This window comes from Saccharothrix mutabilis subsp. mutabilis, assembly GCF_039521145.1.
Lineage (GTDB): Bacteria > Actinomycetota > Actinomycetes > Mycobacteriales > Pseudonocardiaceae > Actinosynnema > Actinosynnema mutabilis.
In genome coordinates this window covers 179,816-199,789 of sequence record NZ_BAAABU010000011.1, presented here as the reverse complement: position 1 = coordinate 199,789, position 19,974 = coordinate 179,816, and the positions used below count along the sequence as shown (strand labels likewise).

General features: G+C 74.6%; 2 pseudogenes. Both read left to right on the top strand.

The annotated features are described in order from the left end of the window. Positions 1 to 50: 50 nt before the first annotated feature. Positions 51 to 10,736: pseudogene (locus tag ABD126_RS23800) on the top strand (type I polyketide synthase); the annotation flags it as partial. Positions 10,737 to 10,798: 62 nt separating this feature from the next. Then, positions 10,799 to 19,885: pseudogene (locus ABD126_RS23795) on the top strand (type I polyketide synthase); the annotation flags it as partial. Between the last annotated feature and the right edge of the window lie 89 nt (positions 19,886 to 19,974).

Below are 19,974 nucleotides of genomic sequence, written 5' to 3'. Positions count from 1 at the left end.
GAGGGGTAGTGGCGAACGAGGACAAGCTCCGGGACTACCTCAAGCGGGTCACCGTCGACCTGCAGAAGACCCGGCAGCGGCTGCACGAGGTCGAGGCGGCGGCGCACGAGCCGATCGCGATCGTCGGCATGGCCTGCCGCTACCCGGGCGGGGTGACCGGTCCCGAGGACCTGTGGCGGCTGGTGGCGTCGGGCGCCGACGCGACGGGCGCGTTCCCGACCGACCGCGGCTGGGACCTGGCGGCGCTGCACGACCCCGAGTCGGCGCGCGAGGACACGTCCTACACCGCGCGCGGCGGGTTCCTCTACGACGCGGCGGACTTCGACCCCGCGTTCTTCGGCATCAGCCCGCGCGAGGCGGTCCGGCTCGACCCGCAGCAACGGCTGCTGCTGGAGGTCGCGTGGGAAAGCCTGGAGCGGGCGGGCATCGACCCGGCGACGCTCGCGGGCAGCCCCACCGGCGTGTTCACCGGCCTGATGTACCACGACTACGCGGGCAGCAACTCCTCCGGCAGCGTCGTGTCCGGCCGCGTCGCCTACACCCTGGGGCTCGAAGGCCCGGCGGTCACCGTGGACACCGCGTGCTCGTCGTCGCTGGTCGCGCTGCACCTGGCCATCCAGGCGCTGCGGCGCGGCGACTGCACGCTGGCGCTGGCCGGCGGCGTGTCGGTGATGGCGACGCCGTTGACGTTCGTGGAGTTCTCGCGCCAGCGCGGCCTGTCCCCGGACGGCCGGTGCCGGTCGTACTCGGCGGACGCCGACGGCACCGGGTTCGCCGAGGGCGTCGGCGTGCTGCTGGTGGAGAAGCTGTCCGACGCGCTGCGCAACGGGCACCACGTGCTCGCCGTGGTGCGCGGCTCGGCGGTGAACCAGGACGGCGCGTCCAACGGCCTCACCGCGCCCAACGGGCCGTCGCAGCAACGGGTCATCGAGGCCGCGCTGGTCGACGCCGGCCTGTCCACCGGGCAGGTGGACGTGGTCGAGGGCCACGGCACCGGCACCACGCTGGGCGACCCGATCGAGGCGCAGGCCCTGCTCGCCACCTACGGCCAGGACCGCGCCGAGCCGCTGTGGCTGGGCTCGGTGAAGTCCAACATCGGCCACACGCAGGCCGCCGCCGGCGTCGCCGGGATCATCAAGGTGGTCGAGGCGATCCGGCACGGCGTGATGCCCGCGACCCTGCACGCCGAGCAGCCGTCCGACCAGGTCGACTGGACGGCGGGCAACGTGAAGCTGCTGACCGCGGCGACCCCGTGGCCGGAGACCGGGCGTCCGCGCCGGGCCGCCGTGTCGTCGTTCGGGTTCAGCGGCACCAACGCGCACGTGATCATCGAGCAGGCGCCCGAACGGGAGCCGGTCGCGACGGCGTCCGCCCCGGTGACCTCGCTGCTGGTGACCGCGCGCGACCCGAAGGCGTTGCGGGACCAGGCCCAGCGGCTGAGCGCGCTCACCGCCGACCCCGCCGAGCTGGGCTACGCCCTGGCCACCTCGCGGGCGCGGTTCGAGCACCGGGCCGCCGTGGTCGGGACCTCCGCCGAGGAGCTGTCGGCGGGGCTGGCCGCGCTGGCGCGGGACGAGAAGGCCCCGAACGTGGTGGTCGGCCGGGTGGCCGGCGGCAAGCCCGCGATGCTGTTCTCCGGCCAGGGCGCGCAGCGACTTGGCATGGGGCTCGGGCTGCACGCGGCGTTCCCGGCGTTCGCGGCGGCGTTCGACGAGGTGTGCGCGGCGCTGGACCCGCACCTCGACAAGCCGCTGAAGGACGTGCTGGAGACCGAGGAGCTGCACCGGACCGGGTACACGCAGCCCGCGCTGTTCGCGATCGAGGTGGCGCTGTTCCGGCTGCTGGAGTCGTGGGGCGTGACGCCGTCCGTGCTGGTCGGCCACTCCATCGGCGAACTGGCCGCCGCGCACGTGGCGGGCGTGTTCTCGCTGGCCGACGCGGCCCGGCTGGTCGCCGCGCGGGGCCGGTTGATGCAGGCGCTGCCGCCCGGTGGGGCGATGCTCGCGGTCGAGGCGACCGAGGACGAGGTCGTGCCGCTGCTCGGGCCGGACGTGGACATCGCGGCCGTGAACGGTCCCCGGTCGGTGGTCGTGTCGGGTGCGGCTGAGGCGGTCGCGGCGGTGGAGGAGCACTTCGCCGACCGGCGGACCAAGCGGCTGACCGTGTCGCACGCGTTCCACTCGCCGCTGATGGAGCCGATGCTGGCCGAGTTCCGGGCGGTCGCGGAGAGCGTGACGTACCACGAGCCGACGATTCCGCTGGTGTCCACGGTCGGCCTCCGGCCCCCGTCTCCATCGTCGCACGGGGGTCTGACAGATTCAGGCGTCGAGGGTGCGGAGGAGTTCGGGGCCCAGGAGTTCGGGGCGGAGTACTGGGTGCGGCAGGTTCGGGCCGCGGTGCGGTTCGCCGATGCCGTGCGGTCGGTGGAGAGCACCACCCTGCTGGAGATCGGGCCGGACTCCGTGCTGGCCACGATGGCGGCGGACAGCGTCGAGGGTGACGTGGCGCTGATTCCTTTGCTTCGCCGGGATCGGGACGAGCCGCGGGCGCTGGTCGAGGCGTTGGCGCGGTTGGAGGTCCGGGGTGTGACCGTGGACGCCGAGGCGTTCTACGGGCGCACCGGGAGGTCTCAAGTCGACCTGCCTACCTACGCGTTCCAGCACGAGCGGTTCTGGATGGACAGCGTCGAGGCGTCCGCGGCGACGACCGACGACGACCTGGACACGTTCATCTCCGCGCTCGACATCGACCCGAACGATCCCGTGAACTCCGTGGTGTCCGCACTGGCGGAGTGGCGCAAGGGCCGCCAGGACCGGTCCCAGTCCGACGCCTGGCGCTACCGGGCCACGTGGGAACGCCTGCCCAGCGGCACCAACCGCACGCTGACCGGCACCTGGCTGGTGGTCGGCGATGGCGCGGAAGTCGCGGAAGCCCTGGCCGCCCACGGTGCGACGCCGGTCATCACGGATCTCGCCGGTGTGGCGGACGCCTTGGCCGATGACGTGACCGGTGTGGTGTCGGTGCTGGGTGCGGCGGACACGCTTCGGCTCGTTCAAGCTGTTGCGCCGCAAGGGGTTCCGTTGTGGGCGGTGACCCGAGGGGCGGTGTCGACCTCGCCCGCCGACCCGGTCACCGACCCCGACCAGGCGCAGGTGTGGGGTCTCGGGCGGGTCGCCGCCCTCGAACTCCCGCAGGTGTGGGGCGGTCTGGTGGACCTGCCCGCCGCGCTGGACGACCGCACCGCCGTCGCCCTCGCGGGCGTGCTCGCGGGCATCGGCGAGGACCAGGTCGCGGTCCGCCCGGACGGCGTGTTCGCCCGCCGCCTGCACCGCGCCCCGGTCACCGGCAACCCCCGCCGGCGGCCGGTCACCGGCACGGTCCTGGTCACCGGCGGCACCGGCACGCTCGGGATCGAGGTCGCCAAGGCCTACGCCGAGGACGGCGCGGACCACGTGCTGCTGCTCAGCCGCCGGGGCGCCGCGCCCGCCGAAGTCCTCGCCGAGATCGGCACCCGGGTCACCGTGGTCGCGTGCGATGTCGCCGACCGCGAAGCCCTCGAAGCCGTCGCCGCGCAACACGACGACATCGACACCGTCGTCCACGTCGCCGGGCTGGCCCAGTTGACGCCGCTCGCCGACATGACCGGCGAGGAGTTCGCGGACGTCCTCGCCGCCAAGGTCGAGGGCGCCCGGAACCTGGACGCGGTGTTCCCCGACGTGGACGCGTTCGTGCTGTTCTCGTCGGTCGCGGGCGTGTGGGGCAGTGGCGCGCAGGCCGCGTACGCCGCCGGCAACGCCCACCTCGACGCCCTGGCCGAGCAGCGCCGCGCCCGCGGCCGAGCCGCGACCTCCCTGGCCTGGGGTCCGTGGGCGGGCAGCAACCTGGTGGACGACGACATCGACGCCGCCCTGCGCAAGCGCGGCCTCACGCCCATGTCCCCGGACCGGGCGATCGCCGCGATGCGCACCGCCCTCGCCGCCGACGACACCGCCGTGGTGCTCGCGGACGTGGACTGGGCGGCGTTCGTCCCGTCCTTCACCGCCCTGCGCCCGAGCCGGCTGTTCGACGCGATCCCCGAGGCGGCCACCGAGGTCGAGACCCCCTCCTCGGACGACCTCGCGCGGCTGCTCGCCGGCGTGCCCGAGGCCGACCGCCTGGACCACGTCACGACCCTGGTCCGCACGCAGGTCGCGCTGACCCTGGGCTACGCCGGCCCCGAGGCCGTGGAAGCCACCCGCGCGTTCAAGGACCTGGGCTTCGACTCGGTCACCGCGGTGGAGTTCCGCAACCGCATGATCGAGGCCACCGGCGTCCGGCTGTCGGCGGCGGTCGCGTTCGACTACCCGACCCCCGAGGCCCTGGCCCGGCACCTGCTGGAGAGCGGCACGGCCGACGTGGTCGCCGCCGCCGGGTTCACCGACGAGCCCATCGCCATCGTGGGCATGAGCTGCCGGTTCCCCGGCGGCGTGGGCACGCCCGACGAGCTGTGGGCGATGCTGCGCGAGGGCCGCGACGGCATCGGCCCGTTCCCGACCGACCGGGGCTGGGACCTCGACGGCCTGTTCCACCCCGACCCCGAGCACCCCGGCACCAGCTACGTCCGCGAGGGCGGGTTCCTGCCCGGCCTGCCCGGCTTCGACGCCGCGTTCTTCGGCATCAGCCCGCGCGAGGCCGAGGCGATGGACCCGCAGCAGCGGCTGGTGCTGGAGGCGTCGTGGACGGCGTTCGAGGACGCGGGCCTCGACCCGACCTCCCTGCGCGGCACCCCGACCGGCGTCTACGTGGGCACCAACAACAACGACTACATCCGGCTGACCGGCGCGGTCGGGGCCAGCGCTGAGGGCTTCATGGCCACCGGCAACGCCGCCAGCATCCTGTCCGGCCGCCTGTCCTACGTGCTGGGCCTGGAGGGCCCGGCGGTCACCGTGGACACGGCGTGCTCGTCGTCGCTGGTCGCGCTGCACCTGGCCGTGCAGGGCCTGCGGTCGGGCGAGTGCTCGGCGGCGGTCGCGGCGGGCGTGACCGCGATGTCCACGCCGGGCGCGTTCGTCGAGTTCTCCAAGATGCGCGGGCTCGCGCCGGACGGCCGCTGCAAGGCCTTCGCGGCCGGCGCGGACGGCACGAACTGGGGCGAGGGCGTCGGCGTGGTCGTGCTGATGCGGCTGTCCGACGCGGTCGCCGCCGGGCACGAGGTGCTGGCCGTGATCCGCGGGACGGCGGTCAACCAGGACGGCGCGTCCAACGGCCTCACCGCGCCCAACGGGCCGTCGCAGCAGCGGGTCATCCGCGCCGCGCTGGCCAACGCCGGCCTCGCGCCGGCCGACGTGGACGTGGTCGAGGCGCACGGCACCGGCACCGCGCTGGGCGACCCGATCGAGGTGGACGCCCTGTTCGCCACCTACGGCAAGGACCGGGACCGGCCGCTGTGGCTGGGCTCGGTCAAGTCCAACATCGGCCACACCCAGGCCGCCGCCGGGGTCGCGGGCGTGATCAAGACCGTGCTGGCGCTCAAGCACGGCGAACTGCCCAAGACCCTGCACGTCGAGGAGCCCACCGGGCACGTCGACTGGGCGGGCGGCGTGCGCCTGCTGGCCGACGCGCAGCCGTGGCCGCGCAACGGCCGTCCGCGCCGCGCGGGCGTGTCGTCGTTCGGGTTCAGCGGCACCAACGCGCACGTGATCATCGAGGAGCCCGCCGCCGAGGTCGTCCCCGACCGGCCCGCCTCGACCGACCCGGTCGCGCTGGTCCTGTCCGCCCGCTCCGACGCGGCGCTCAAGCGGCAGGCGGCGGACCTCCTGCCCCTGCTCGACACGCAGGAGCCGCGCGACCTCGCGTACTCGTTGGCGCAACGGGCCTCGCACTCCCGCCGCGCGGTCGTGGTCGGGGACGCCGAGGCGTTGCGCGCCGGCCTGACCGCCCTCGCGGCGGGCGAGCCGTCGCCGACCGTCGTCACGGGCGGGGCCAACCCGGCGGGCAAGGTCGCGTTCACCTTCCCCGGCCAGGGTTCGCAGTGGGCGGGCATGGCCGTCGAACTCCTCGACTCCTCGCCGGTGTTCGCCCAGCGCATGGCCGAGTGCGCCCAGTCGATCGACAGGTTCACCGACTGGTCGCTGCTCGACGTGGTCCGCAACGCCCCGGGTGCCGCGTCCCTGGACCGCGTGGACGTGGTGCAGCCGGTGCTGTTCGCGGTGATGGTGTCGCTGGCCGCGTTGTGGCGGTCGCACGGCGTCGAACCGTCGGCGGTCATCGGCCACTCGCAGGGCGAGATCGCCGCCGCGTGCGTGGCCGGCGCGTTGTCGCTGGACGACGCCGCGAAGGTGGTGACCCTGCGCAGCAAGGCTTTGCTGCGGTTGTCCGGCAAGGGCGGCATGGTGTCCGTGCCGCTGCCCGCCGAGAAGGTCCGCGAGCGCATCGAGCACTTCGAGGGCCGGGTCACCGTCGCCACCGTCAACGGCCCCCGGTCCACCGTCGTCGCGGGTGAGCCGCCGGCGCTGGAGCGGCTGCTGGCCGAGTGCGCCGAGGACGGCGTCCGCGCCAAGAAGATCGACGTGGACTACGCCTCGCACTCCGCCTACGTCGAGGAGATCCACGACGAACTCCTGGACGTCCTGGCAGGGTTGGAACCCCGCGAGTCGGACATCCCTTTCTACTCCACAGTGGACAGCGGCTGGCTCGACACGACCGTGATGGACGCCGAGTACTGGTACCGGAACCTGCGCCGGACGGTGTGGTTCGAGCCGGCCGTGCGCGCCCTGCTCGACGCCGGGTTCACCGCGTTCGTGGAGTCCTCGCCGCACCCGGTGCTGACCATCGGCGTGCAGGACATCATCGACGACGCCGAGGCCACCGCGTCCGTGGTCGGCTCGCTGCGCCGCGACGAGGGCGGGCTGCCGCGGTTCCTGCTGTCGGTCGGCGAGGCCCACGCGCACGGCGTCAAGGTCCGCTGGCCGCACGGCGACGCGCGCAAGGTGCGCCTGCCCGGCTACCCGTTCCAGCACGAGCGGTTCTGGCCCGAGGCGGGCGCGGTCGTGGCCGACGCGGCGGGTCTGGGCCTGGCCGCCGCCGACCACCCGCTGCTCGGCGCGGCGGTCGCGGTCGCCGACACCGACGGGCTGCTGTTCACCGGCCGGTTGTCGGCAAGCACCCACCCGTGGCTGGCCGACCACGCCGTGGGCGGCCAGGTCCTCGTGCCCGGCACGGCGTTCGTGGAACTGGCGGTCCGCGCCGGTGACGAGGTCGGCTGCGGCAAGGTCGAGGAGCTGACCATCACCGCCCCGCTGGTGCTGCCGGAGAAGGGCGGCGTCCAGGTCCAGATGTGGGTCGGCGCGCCCGACGAGGCGGGCCAACGCCCCGTCAAGATCCACTCGCGCCCGACCGACGACAGCCCGTGGACCCGCCACGCGGTGGGCCTGCTCGGCGAGTCCGACCAGCCGGCCGCGTTCGAACCGGTCTGGCCCCCAGAGGCGGACGAACTCCCCGTCGCCGACCTCTACGACACCCTCTCAAGCGCAGGCCTGCACTACGGCCCGGCTTTCCGAGGCGTCCGCCGGGCCTGGCGACGCGGCGACGAGGTCCTCGCCGAGGTCGGCCTCCCGGAAGCCGCCGGCAAGAACGCCTTCGGCCTCCACCCGGCCCTGCTCGACGCGGCCCTGCACCCGCTGGCCCTGAGCACGACCAGCACCGGCCCGCTCCTGCCGTTCTCGTGGACCGGCGTCTCCCTGCACGCGGCCGGCGCGACCACCCTCCGCGTCCGCCTGCGCCCAGTCGGCCAGAACGCCGTGGAACTCACGGCAACCGACACCACGGGCACCCCGGTGGCCACCATCGAGTCCCTGGTCCTGCGCGAGGCAACCGCACCCACCACCCAGGCCACCCACCACGACGCCCTCTTCCGCCTCGACTGGACTCCGCTCCCCACCGAACTGTCGTACCCCGGTGGGACAATGGAGACGGGGGCCGGAGGCCACCGCTGGGCCGTCCTGGGCACCTGCGACCTGCCCACCAAGGCCGGCCTCGTCACCGACACCTACCCCGACCTGGCCGCCCTCAAGACCGCCCTCGACCAGGGCGCTCCGATCCCGGACCGAGTCGCCCTGCCCTGCCACCGCACCACCGACGACCCGGTCCAAGGCGCCTACCAGGCGGTCAACACCACCCTGGCGGTCCTCCGCGAGTGGCTGGCCGACGAACGCCTGGCCGAGTCCAAGCTGGTCATCGTCACCCACAACGCCATCAGCACCCACGACCCGGCCGACGACCTCGCCGGCTCGACCATCTGGGGCCTGATCCGCTCCGCCCAGACCGAGAACCCGGACCGCTTCGTCCTCCTCGACATCGACGACAACGACCCGCACCGCGCCCTCACCACCGCCGAACCCCAGGTGGCCATCCGCGACGGCGTGGCCCTCGTGCCCCGTCTCGCCCGCGCGACCACCACCCCGGCGCTGGTCCCCGACACCGACCGGTGGCGGCTGGACGTCACCGAGAAGGGCACCCTGGACAACCTCGCGCTCCTCCCCGCCGGCGACCCCCGCCCGCTGGGACCCGGCCAGGTCCGCATCGCCATGCGCGCCGCGGGCCTGAACTTCCGGGACGTCCTGATCGCCCTGGACATGTACCCGGGCGACGGCGTGATGGGCGGCGAAGGCGCCGGCGTGGTCATCGAGACCGCCCCGGACGTCACAACGATCACCACCGGCGACCACGTCATGGGCCTGTTCCACGACGCGTTCGCCCCCGAGGTGGTCACCGACGCCCGGATGGTCGTGCGCGTCCCGAAGGGCTGGACGTTCGCCACGGCGGCGGCCACGCCCATCGCGTTCTGCACCGCCTACTTCGCCCTGGTGGACCTCGCCGAGGTCAAGCCGGGGGAGAAGGTGCTCATCCACGCCGCCGCCGGCGGTGTCGGCATGGCCGCCGTCCGCCTCGCCCGCCACCTCGGGGCCGAGGTGTTCGCCACCGCCAGCCCCGGCAAGTGGGACGCCCTGCGCGCCATGGGCCTGGACGACAACCACATCGCCAACTCCCGCACCCTCGACTTCGAAGAGCGGTTCACAGGCATCGACGTCGTCATCGACTCGCTGGCCAAGGAGTTCGTGGACGCCTCCCTGCGGCTGCTGCGCCCCGGCGGCCGGTTCATCGAGATGGGCAAGACCGACGTCCGCGACCCGGACAGGGTCGCCGCGGACCACCCCGGCGTGGCGTACCAGGCGTTCGACCTGCTCGCCATCGACCCGGACCGGGTCAGCGCGATCCTGCGGGACGTGCTCGCCCTGGTCGAGGCGGACAGGATCACCCCGCTGCCGATCAAGCCCTACGACATGCGCCGCGCGCCCGACGCGTTCCGGTTCATGTCCAAGGCCAAGCACGTCGGCAAGCTGGTGCTCACCGTGCCGCCGCGCCGCGACCCGGACGGCACCGTCCTGATCACCGGCGGCACCGGCACCCTCGGCGGCCTCCTGGCCAGGCACCTGGTGACCCACCACGGCGTGAAGCACCTGCTGCTCACCTCCCGCCGTGGCCCCCAGGCCGCGGGCGCACCCGAACTGGCCGCCGAACTGACGAGCCTGGGCGCGGAAGTCACCATCGCGGCTGCCGACGCGGCCAGCCGGCAGGAACTCGAAACCGCCCTGGCGCAGATCCCCGCCGAGCACCCGCTGACCTCGGTCATCCACACGGCCGGCGTCCTGGACGACGGCGTGGTCACCGCCCTGACCGAGGACCAGGTCGCGAACGTCCTGCGCCCCAAGGTGGACGCCGTGGTCAACCTGCACGAGCTGACCCGCGACCTGGCCGAGTTCACCGTCTTCTCCGCCGCCGCCGGCACGCTGGGCGGCCCGGGGCAGGGCAACTACGCCGCCGCCAACGTCTTCCTGGACACCCTGGTCGCCCAACGGCGCGCGGCCGGGCTCCCGGCGCAGGCGCTGGCGTGGGGCCTGTGGGGCGAGGCCAGCGGCATGACCGCGCACCTGGACGCCAACGACCGCGCCCGCATGGCCCGCGGCGGCCTGCTGGAGCTGTCCGTGGCGCAGGGCATGGCGCTGTACGACGCGGCCCGGCGCATCGACGAGCCGCTGTTGGTGCCCATGCCGGTGGACCCGGCGGCCCTGCGCGAGCTGGGCCGGGTGGACATGCTGCCGGTGCTGCTGCGCGGCCTGGTGCGCGGTCCGGCCCGGCGCACGCTGGAGGCCACGCAGTCCGCCGGCGCGTTCAGGGACGAGCTGGCGCGCCAGAGCGGCCCCCAGCGCCGGCACACCGCGTTGGAGATGGTCAAGGCGCAAGCCGCGACCGTCCTCGGGCACGCCAGTTCCACCGCCGTGGAGCCCACCAAGCCGTTCACGGAACTGGGTTTCGACTCGCTGACCGCCGTCGAGTTCCGCAACCGCCTCAAGGCGGCCACGGGCCTCAAACTGCCCGCGACCATGGTGTTCGACTACCCGACCGCCAACGCCCTGACCGACTTCCTGCTGGCCGAACTGGCGCCGGCCGAGGTGGACCCCGCCGAGGCGCTGCTGGGCGAGCTGGCCGGGTTCGAGCGGTCGCTGGCCGGCGCGGGCGGGCTGGACGAGGCGGTCAAGGAGCGGATTACCGAGCGGTTGCAAGCGGTGCTGTCGAATTGGCGTGGGAGGTCCGACGCGGGCGCCGACGCGGTCGGACCGGACGTGGACACGGTGCTGAAGACCGCTTCGGCCGACGAGCTGTTGCGGTTCATCGACGACGAGCTCGGCGCCGCCTGAACGGGTCGCGCTGAGGAGGGCAACTGATGGCGAACGAAGAGCAGCTTGTCGAGTACCTCCGACGCGTGACGGCAGACCTCCAGAAGACCAAGCAGAAGCTGAAGGAGGCCACCGAGCGGGAGCCGATCGCCGTCGTCGGCATCGGCTGCCGCTTCCCGGGCGGCGTGCGCTCCGCCGAGCAGCTGTGGGAGGTGGTGCGGTCCGGCGCGGACTGCACCACCGACTTCCCCACCGACCGCGGCTGGGACCTCGACGCCCTGTTCGACCCGAACAGCCCGAGCGGCACCAGCTACGTGCGGCGCGGCGGGTTCATCCCCGAGGCGACCGGGTTCGACGCCGGGTTCTTCGGCATCTCGCCGCGCGAGGCCCTCGCGATGGACCCGCAGCAGCGGATGATGCTGGAGGCCTCCTGGGAGGCGTTCGAGCACGCCGGGATCGACCCCGACTCGTTGCGGGGCAGCAAGACCGGCGTGTTCGTCGGGGCCAACAGCGCCGAGTACCTGACCGCGATGCAGCGCAACATGGACGCGTTGATCGGCTACACCATGACCGGTGTGGCGGGCAGTGTGGTGTCCGGCCGCGTGTCCTACGCGCTGGGGCTGGAAGGCCCCGCGGTCACCGTGGACACGGCCTGCTCGTCCTCGCTGGTGGCGGTGCACGTGGCCGCGCACGCCCTGCGCAACGGCGACTGCTCGTTGGCGCTGGCGGGCGGGGTGTGCGTGATCTCCACGCCCGGCACGTTCGTGGAGTTCTCCAGCCAGCGCGGGCTCGCGCCGGACGGCCGGGTGAAGGCGTTCGCCTCCGCCGCCGACGGCACCGCGTTCGGCGAGGGCGTCGGCGTGCTGGTGCTGGAGAAGCTGTCCGACGCACGGCGCAACGGACACCACGTGCTGGCGATCGTGCGCGGGTCGGCGGTGAACCAGGACGGCGCTTCGAACGGCCTCACCGCCCCCAACGGCCCGTCGCAGCAACGGGTGATCCGTGCGGCACTGGCCAACGCCGGCATCTCACCGTCCGATGTGGACGCTGTGGAAGCACACGGCACCGGCACCACCCTGGGCGACCCGGTCGAGGCGCAGGCCCTGCTGGCGACCTACGGCAAGGACCGGGACCGGCCGCTGTGGCTGGGCTCGGTGAAGTCCAACCTCGGGCACACCCAGGCCGCCGCCGGCGTCGCGGGCGTGATCAAGATGATCATGGCGCTGCGCAACGACGAACTACCGCCCACGCTGGGCGTCGACAGCCCGTCCCACCACGTCGACTGGGGCGACGGCGCGGTCCAGCTGGTCACCGAGTCCGTCCCGTGGACGCCGGGGGAGCAGCCGCGCCGCGCGGGCGTGTCGTCGTTCGGCATCTCCGGCACCAACGCCCACGTCGTGATCGAGGAAGCTCCGGCCGCCGAACCCCTCGACACTCAAGAGGTCCCGGACGGCCCGGCGCTGTGGGTGCTGTCGGCCAAGACCGAAGCCGCGCTGCGCGAGCAGGCCGCCCGCCTGCGCGACCACGCCGAAGGCCTGGACACGCACGACATCGCGCACGCCCTGGCCACCACCCGCGCCCGCTTCGAGCACCGCGCCGTGCTGGTCGGCTCCCGCGACGACCTCGACTCCGCTCTCCAGGCGCTGGCCGAGGGCGGTGCCGCCCCGAACATGGTCACCGGCGCCGCCGGGGTCGGCGACCGCACCGCGTTCCTGTTCCCCGGCCAGGGCTCGCAGTGGCTCGGCATGGCCGCCGAACTGCTGGAGACCTCGCCCGTCTTCGCCCGGCGCATGGCCGAGTGCGCGGCGGCCGTGGACCGGCACACCGACTGGTCCCTGCTCGACGTGCTGCGCGGCGTGCCCGGCGCGGCGTCGCTGGACCGCGTGGACGTCGTCCAGCCCGCCCTGTTCGCGATGATGGTGTCCCTGGCGGCCCTGTGGCGTTCGCACGGCGTGGAGCCGGCCGCCGTGGTCGGCCACTCCCAGGGCGAGATCGCCGCCGCGTGCGTCGCGGGCGCGTTGTCGCTGGAGGACGCGGCGCTCGTGGTGACGCTGCGCAGCCAGGCCATCGCCGTGGACCTCGCCGGGCGCGGCGGCATGGTGTCGGTGGCCGCGCCGATCGCCGAGGTCGCCAAGCGCCTGCCCGAAGGCGTCTCCGTCGCCGCCGTCAACGGCCCGTCCACGGTCGTGGTGTCCGGCGACAACGAAGGCCTCGACCGGTTGCTGGCCGAGTGCGCGCGGGACGGCGTCCGCGCCCGGCGCATCGACGTGGACTACGCCTCGCACTCCGCGCACGTCGAGTCGATGCGCGACGAGCTGCTGCGCGTGCTGGCCCCGATCAAGCCGCGCACCTCCGACATCCCGTTCCACTCCACCGTCGTCGGCGAACCGATCGACACCGCCGGGCTGACCGCCGAGTACTGGTACCGCAACCTGCGCCAGACCGTCGAGTTCGAGGACACCGTGCGCGGCCTGGTCGCGGCGGGCGTGGACTCGTTCATCGAGGTCAGCCCGCACCCCGTGCTGGTGCCCGCGGTGGGCGACCTGCTGGCGGACGGCGGCTGCGTCGTGGGCACGCTGCGCCGCGACGACGGCGGCCCGCGCCGGTTCCTGCTGTCGCTGGGCCAGGCCCACGTCCGCGGCGTCCAGCCGGACTTCTCGACGCTGGTCACCGGCCGGCCGGCCGCCCTGCCGACCTACGCGTTCCAGCACCAGACCTACTGGCCCAAGGAGGTGGGCGCGCCCGCCGACGCCGCCGGCCTGGGCCTGGGCTCCACCGGCCACCCGCTGCTCGGCGCGACCGTGGCGCTGGCCGGCGCGGACGGCGTCCTGCTCACCGGGCGGCTGTCGGTGTCGGCGCACCCGTGGCTGGCCGACCACCGGGTCGCCGGCCGGATCTTCCTGCCCGGCACGGCGTTCGTGGAGCTGGCCGTGCGCGCCGGCGACGAGGTCGGGGCCACGGCGGTGGAGGAGCTGACCCTCGAAGCGCCGCTGATCGTGCCGGAGAAGGGTGCCGTCCAGGTCCAGTTGCGCGTCGGCGAGCCGGACGCGGCGGGCGTGCGGCGGCTGACCGTCCACTCGCGACCCGACGACGACGCGGCCTGGGTGCGGCACGCCACCGGCACCCTCACCACCGGCACCCTCACCACCGGCGTCGTGCCTTCGGCGGCGACGCGGGAGTGGCCGCCGGCCGGCGCGGAGGCCGTGGAGATCGGCGAGCTGTACGACCGGTTCGCGGCCCTGGGCATCACCTACGGTCCCGCCTTCCACGGGCTGCGGTCGGTGTGGCGGCGCGGGGACGAGGTGTTCGCCGAGGTCACCGCGCCGGAGCAGGCCGACGTGACCGGGTTCGGGCTGCACCCGGCGGTGCTGGACGCGGCGCTGCACCCGTTGGCGCTGGGCGTGTTCACCGCCGACGCCGAAGGCCCGTGGCTGCCCTTCGCCTGGCACGGCGTGACCCTGCACGCGACCGGCGCCACCACCCTGCGGGTGTCCCTGCGGACGGCCGGGGCGAACGCGGTCGCGGTGTCCGTGGCCGACCACACCGGCGCGCCCGTCGTCTCGGTGGACGCGCTGGCCGTGCGCCCGCTGCCCGCCAACGCGCTGGCCGAGCTGGGCAACCCGCGCCACGAAGCCATGCACGTCCTGGACTGGACGCCCGTCCCGGTCGCCGACGGCGAGGTCTCGCTGGTCGAGGTCACCGACGTGGCAGCCCTCACCGACGTCCCCGACTACGCGGTGCTGCGCGTCCCGACCGACGGCACGCTGGTCGACGCCACCCACACGGCCGTCAACCGGGTCCTGGAGGCGGCCCAAGCCTGGCTCGCCGACGAACGCTTCGAGGACTCCCGCCTGGTCGTGCTGACCTCGGGCGCGACGGACGCCACCAACCCGGCGTCGGCCGCCGTGTGGGGCCTGATCCGGTCCGCCCAGTCGGAGAACCCGGGCCGGTTCGTGCTCGTGGACGCCGACGACACCGCGAACCTCGGCCCCGCCCTGCGGACCGGCGAACCCCAACTCGCGCTGCGCGCCGGGCAGGTCCTCGCGCCCCGCCTGGCCAAGGCCGCCGGCGAGCCGACCTCGCCGACGCTGCGCGGAACCGTGCTGATCACCGGTGCCTCCGGCGTGCTCGGCGGCCTGGTCGCCCGGCACCTGGCGACCCACCACGACGTCGAGCACCTGGTCCTCGCCGGCCGCCGCGGCCTGACCGACGAGCTGGCCGCCCTCCGGGACGAGCTGACCGGCGTCCGGGTCACCGTCGCCGCCTGCGACGCCGCCGACCGCGACGCCCTCGCCGCGCTGGTCGCCGAACACCCGCCCACCGCCGTCGTGCACACGGCCGGCGTGCTGGACGACGGCGTGCTGTCCTCGCTCACCCCCGAGCGCGTGGCGACCGCGTTGCGGCCCAAGGTCGACGCGGTGGTCAACCTGCACGAGCTGGTCGGTGACGTCGAGGCCTTCGTGCTGTTCTCCTCCGCCGCCGGCGTGTTCGGCGGGCCCGGCCAGGCCAACTACGCCGCCGCAAACGCTTTCGTGGACGCCTTCGCCGCCCACCGCCGGGCGCGGGGCAAGCCCGCCGTCGCGCTGGCGTGGGGCATGTGGGAGCTGCGCACCGGCCTGACCGGGGCGCTGGACGACGCCGACCTGGCCCGCATGCGCCGCTCCGGCGTCCGCCCGCTGTCCACCGAGGACGGCCTGGAGCTGTTCGACCAGGCCCTCGGCGCGCCCGAGGCGGCGCTGGTGCCGATCCGGCTCGATCTGTCCGCCCTGCGCGAGCAGGGACCGGCGCTGGCGTCCGTGCTGCGCGGCCTGGTGCGCGTCCCGAACCGCCGCCAGGTCGAGGCCGGCGCCGCCGCCGCGTCCGACCTGGTCTCCCGGCTGGCCGGGCGCGGCGCGGAGGAGCGGCGCAAGGAGCTGCTCGACATCGTCCGCACCCAGGTCGCGGTCGTGCTCGGGCACAGCGACGGCAGCGCGGTCGGCGCGACGAAGGCGTTCAAGGAGCTGGGCTTCGACTCGCTGACCGCCGTCGAGTTCCGCAACCGCCTCAACGCCGTGGTCGGCCTGCGCCTGCCCGCGACCCTGATCTTCGACTACCCCAACCCGACCGTGCTCGCCGAACACCTGGACGCCGAGCTGTTCGACGGCGCGTCCGCCGCGGCCGTCGTGACCGTGTCGCGGGAGACCGACGAGCCCATCGCGATCGTCGGCATGGGCTGCCGGTTCCCCGGCGGCGTCACCTCGCCCGAGCAGCTGTGGGACCTGGTGGCCTCGGGCGTGGACACCGTGTCCGGCTTCCCGACCGACCGCGGCTGGGACCTGGACAACCTGGTCGACCCCGACCCGGAGAAGCCCGGCCGCACCTACTGCGGCGAGGGCGCGTTCCTGTACGACGCGGCCTGGTTCGACGCCGGGTTCTTCGGCATCTCGCGGCGCGAGGCGCTGGCGATGGACCCGCAGCAGCGGCTGTTCCTGGAGACCTCGTGGGAGGCCGTGGAACGGGCGGGCATCGACCCGACCACGTTGCGCGGCAGCCGGACCGGCGTGTTCGCGGGCCTGATGTACCACGACTACACCGCCCACCTCCAGCACCTGCCCGACGAGCTGGACGGGTTCATCGGCACCGGCATCGCGGGCGGCGTGGTGTCCGGGCGCGTGTCCTACGTGCTCGGGCTGGAGGGCCCGGCGGTCACCGTGGACACCGCGTGCTCGTCGTCGCTGGTCACCATGCACCTCGCGGCCCAGGCGCTGCGGCGCGGCGAGTGCACGCTGGCGCTGGCCGGCGGCGTGACCGTGCTGGCCACCCCCAACGCGTTCATCGACTTCAGCCGGCAGCGGGCGCTCGCCCCGGACGGCCGCTGCAAGTCCTTCGCGGCGGCGGCCGACGGCACCGGCTGGGGCGAGGGCGTCGGCGTCCTGGTGCTGGAACGGCTGTCCGACGCCCGCCGCAACGGCCACCCCGTGCTGGCGGTCGTGCGCGGCACGGCGGTGAACCAGGACGGCGCGTCCAACGGCATGACCGCGCCCAACGGCCCGTCCCAGCAACGCCTGATCCACCAGGCCCTCGCCGACGCCGGCCTGCGACCGTCCGAAGTGGACGCCGTCGAGGCGCACGGCACCGGCACCACGCTGGGCGACCCGATCGAGGCCCAGTCGCTGCTGGCCACCTACGGCAGGGACCGCGCCGAGCACCCGCTGTGGCTGGGCTCGATCAAGTCCAACATCGGGCACACGCAGGCCGCCGCCGGGGTCGCCGGCGTGATCAAGGTGGTCGAGGCCATCCGGCACGGGGTGCTGCCCGCGACCCTGCACGTGGACGAGCCGTCGCCGCACGTCGATTGGGCCGGCGGGGCCGTTCAACTGCTCACCGAGTCCGTGCCGTGGCCGGAGACGGGGCGTCCGCGCCGGGCCGGCGTGTCGTCGTTCGGCATCTCCGGCACCAACGCGCACGCCATCATCGAGCAGGCCCCCGAGGCGGTCGTGGTGGACTCGTCCGCCGCCGTCCCGGTGGTGCCGCTGGTGCTGTCCGGCCGGGACCGGGACGCCCTGCGCGACCAGGCCTCCCGCCTGCTGGCCCACCTGTCCGGCGACCCGGCCGACCTCGGCTTCTCGCTGGCCACCACCCGGACGGCGTTCCGCCACCGCGCGGCCGTCGTCGGCACCCCGGACGAGCTGCGCGACCGCCTGGCCGCGCTGTCCCGGGGCGAGTCCGTGCCCGGCGTGGTGGAGGGCGTGGCGGCCGACGCCGGCACGGCGTTCCTGTTCACCGGCCAGGGCGCGCAACGCGTCGGCATGGGCCGTGAGCTGCGGGTCTTCCCGGTGTTCGCGCAGGCCTTCGACGCGGTGTGCGCCGAGCTGGACCAGCACCTGGACCGGCCCTTGGCCGGGGTGCTGGACACCGAGGAACTGCACCAGACCGGCTACACCCAGCCCGCGCTCTTCGCGTTCGAGGTGGCGCTGTTCCGGCTGCTGGAGTCCTGGGGCGTCCGCCCCGACTTCGTGGCCGGGCACTCCATCGGCGAACTGGCGGCGGCCCACGTCGCCGGCGTCTTCTCCCTGGCCGACGCCGCCCGCCTGGTGACCGCCCGCGGTCGCCTGATGCAGGCGCTGCCGACCGGCGGCGCGATGGTCGCCGTGCAGGCCACGGAGGCCGAGGTGACCCCGCTGCTCACCGAGCGGGTCGCGATCGCCGCGATCAACGGCCCGTCCTCGATCGTCCTGTCCGGTGCGGAAGCCGAAACCCTGGCCGTGGCAGCGGAACTCGCTTCGCGGGGCCGCAAGACCAAGCGGCTGACCGTGTCGCACGCGTTCCACTCGCCGCTGATGGACCCGATGCTGGACGAGTTCCGCAAGGTCGCCGAGACGATCGCCTACCACGAGCCGACGCTTCCGCTGGTGTCGACGGCCGGCCTCCGGCCCCCGTCGTCATCGTCCCACGGGGGTCTGACAGATCCCGCGTACTGGGTGGCGCAGGTGCGGCGGCCCGTGCGGTTCGCCGAGGCCGTCGAGACGCTGTCCGGTCGGGGCGTGAAGGCGTTCCTCGAACTCGGGCCGGACGCGGTGCTGACCGCGATGGGCCAGGAGAGCGTGGCCGACGCCGCGTTCGTCCCGACCCAGCGCAAGGACCGCACCGGACCGGCCGTGCTGACCGAGGCCGTGGCCCGCCTGCACAGCCTGGGCGTCACCGTGGACTGGTCGGCGTTCTTCGCCGGCGCCCGCCGCGTCGACCTGCCCACCTACGCGTTCCAGCGCACCCGCCTGTGGCCGGACGCGCCCGCCGGGACCGCCGCCACCCCGACCGACGACTTCTGGGCCGCCGTGGACCGCGCCGACCTGGGCGCGCTGCTCGGCCTGGACGACTCGGCGTCGCTCAAGGACGTCGTCGCCGCCCTGGCCGCCTACCGGCGCGGCCCCGCCCCCGGCCACCAGGTGCGCTGGCGGCCCGTGCCCGCCCTGCCGACCCCGTCGCTGCGCGGGATCTGGCTGGTCCCGGCGGACGAGCCGCAGGTCGGCGCCGCCCTGGCCCGTGCCGGCGCCGACGTCCGCGGCTACGCCGACGCCACCGCCGACGCCCTGCTGGCCCTGGCCCCGGACCGGATCGTCTCCGGCGTCGTGGCCACCTCGGGCACGCCGGCCGCCCTGCTCGCCGAACTCGACCAGGCCCGCCTGGACACCCCGGTCTGGTACCTGACCCGCGGCGCGGTCGCCGTCACGCCGACCGACCGGGTCGCCGACCTCACCGGCGCGGCGGTGTGGGGCCACGCCCGTTCGGCCGCCGTCACCACACCCCGCGGCTGGGGTGGCGTGGTGGACCTGCCGGAGGCATTGGACGACCGTTCGCTCGCGGCCCTGACCGCCGTGCTCACCAAGGGCGTGGGGGAGGACCAGGTCGCCGTGCGGCCCGCCGGGGTGTTCGCCCGCCGGCTGCTCGGCGCGCCCGCCGCGACGCCGTGGACGCCCACGGGACCGGTGGCCGTGCACGGCGGCCCGCTGGCCGACCGCATCGCCGCCCTGCTCGACGACGCCGGCGTGAAGGTCACCACCGGTGCCGCGGAGACCCTGGTCGTCACCAGCGACGCCGACGACCCGATCGCCACCGCCCAGGTCTCCGACGCGGCCCAGTTGATCCTTGTGTCCACCGTGGACGAGCTGTTCGGCCTGGGCGGCTCGCCCGAGACCGCCGCCACGTTCGACGCGCTGGCCCACCAGCGCGAGGGCGCGGTCTCGATCACCGTGGACGCGACCGCGGCCGGTTTCCTGACCGCCGTCGCCCACGGCCGGGTCGCCGGCGCCCCCGACTGGGCCGGGTTCGTGCCCGGCTACACCGAGTTCCGGCCCAGCCCGCTGCTGCGCGAGCTGCCGGACGCCCTGCGGCACGCCGCCGAGGCCGACGACGGCGGGGGAGCCGACGTCGACAGCCCCGACGCGCTGCGCCGCCTGCTCGACGGCGCCGACGACGAGCGGGCGCGGGCCGTGCTCTCCCACGTCGTGCGGACGCAGACCGCGTTCACCCTCGGTCTGCCGTCGGCCGCCGGCGTGGACGAGCACGAGGAGTTCCTGGAGATCGGCTTCTCCTCGCTGACCGCCGTCGAACTGCGGCGCCGGCTCGAAGCCCTCACCGGCCTCGACCTGCCCGCCGCGCTCGTCTACGACCACCCCACACCCGCCGAGGTCGTGGAGCACCTGCTGGGGGACCGCGCGCTCGTCGCGGAGTTGCAGACCCGCGACCGGCAAGCCGCCTGACCGCCCCAGGAAGGATCGAT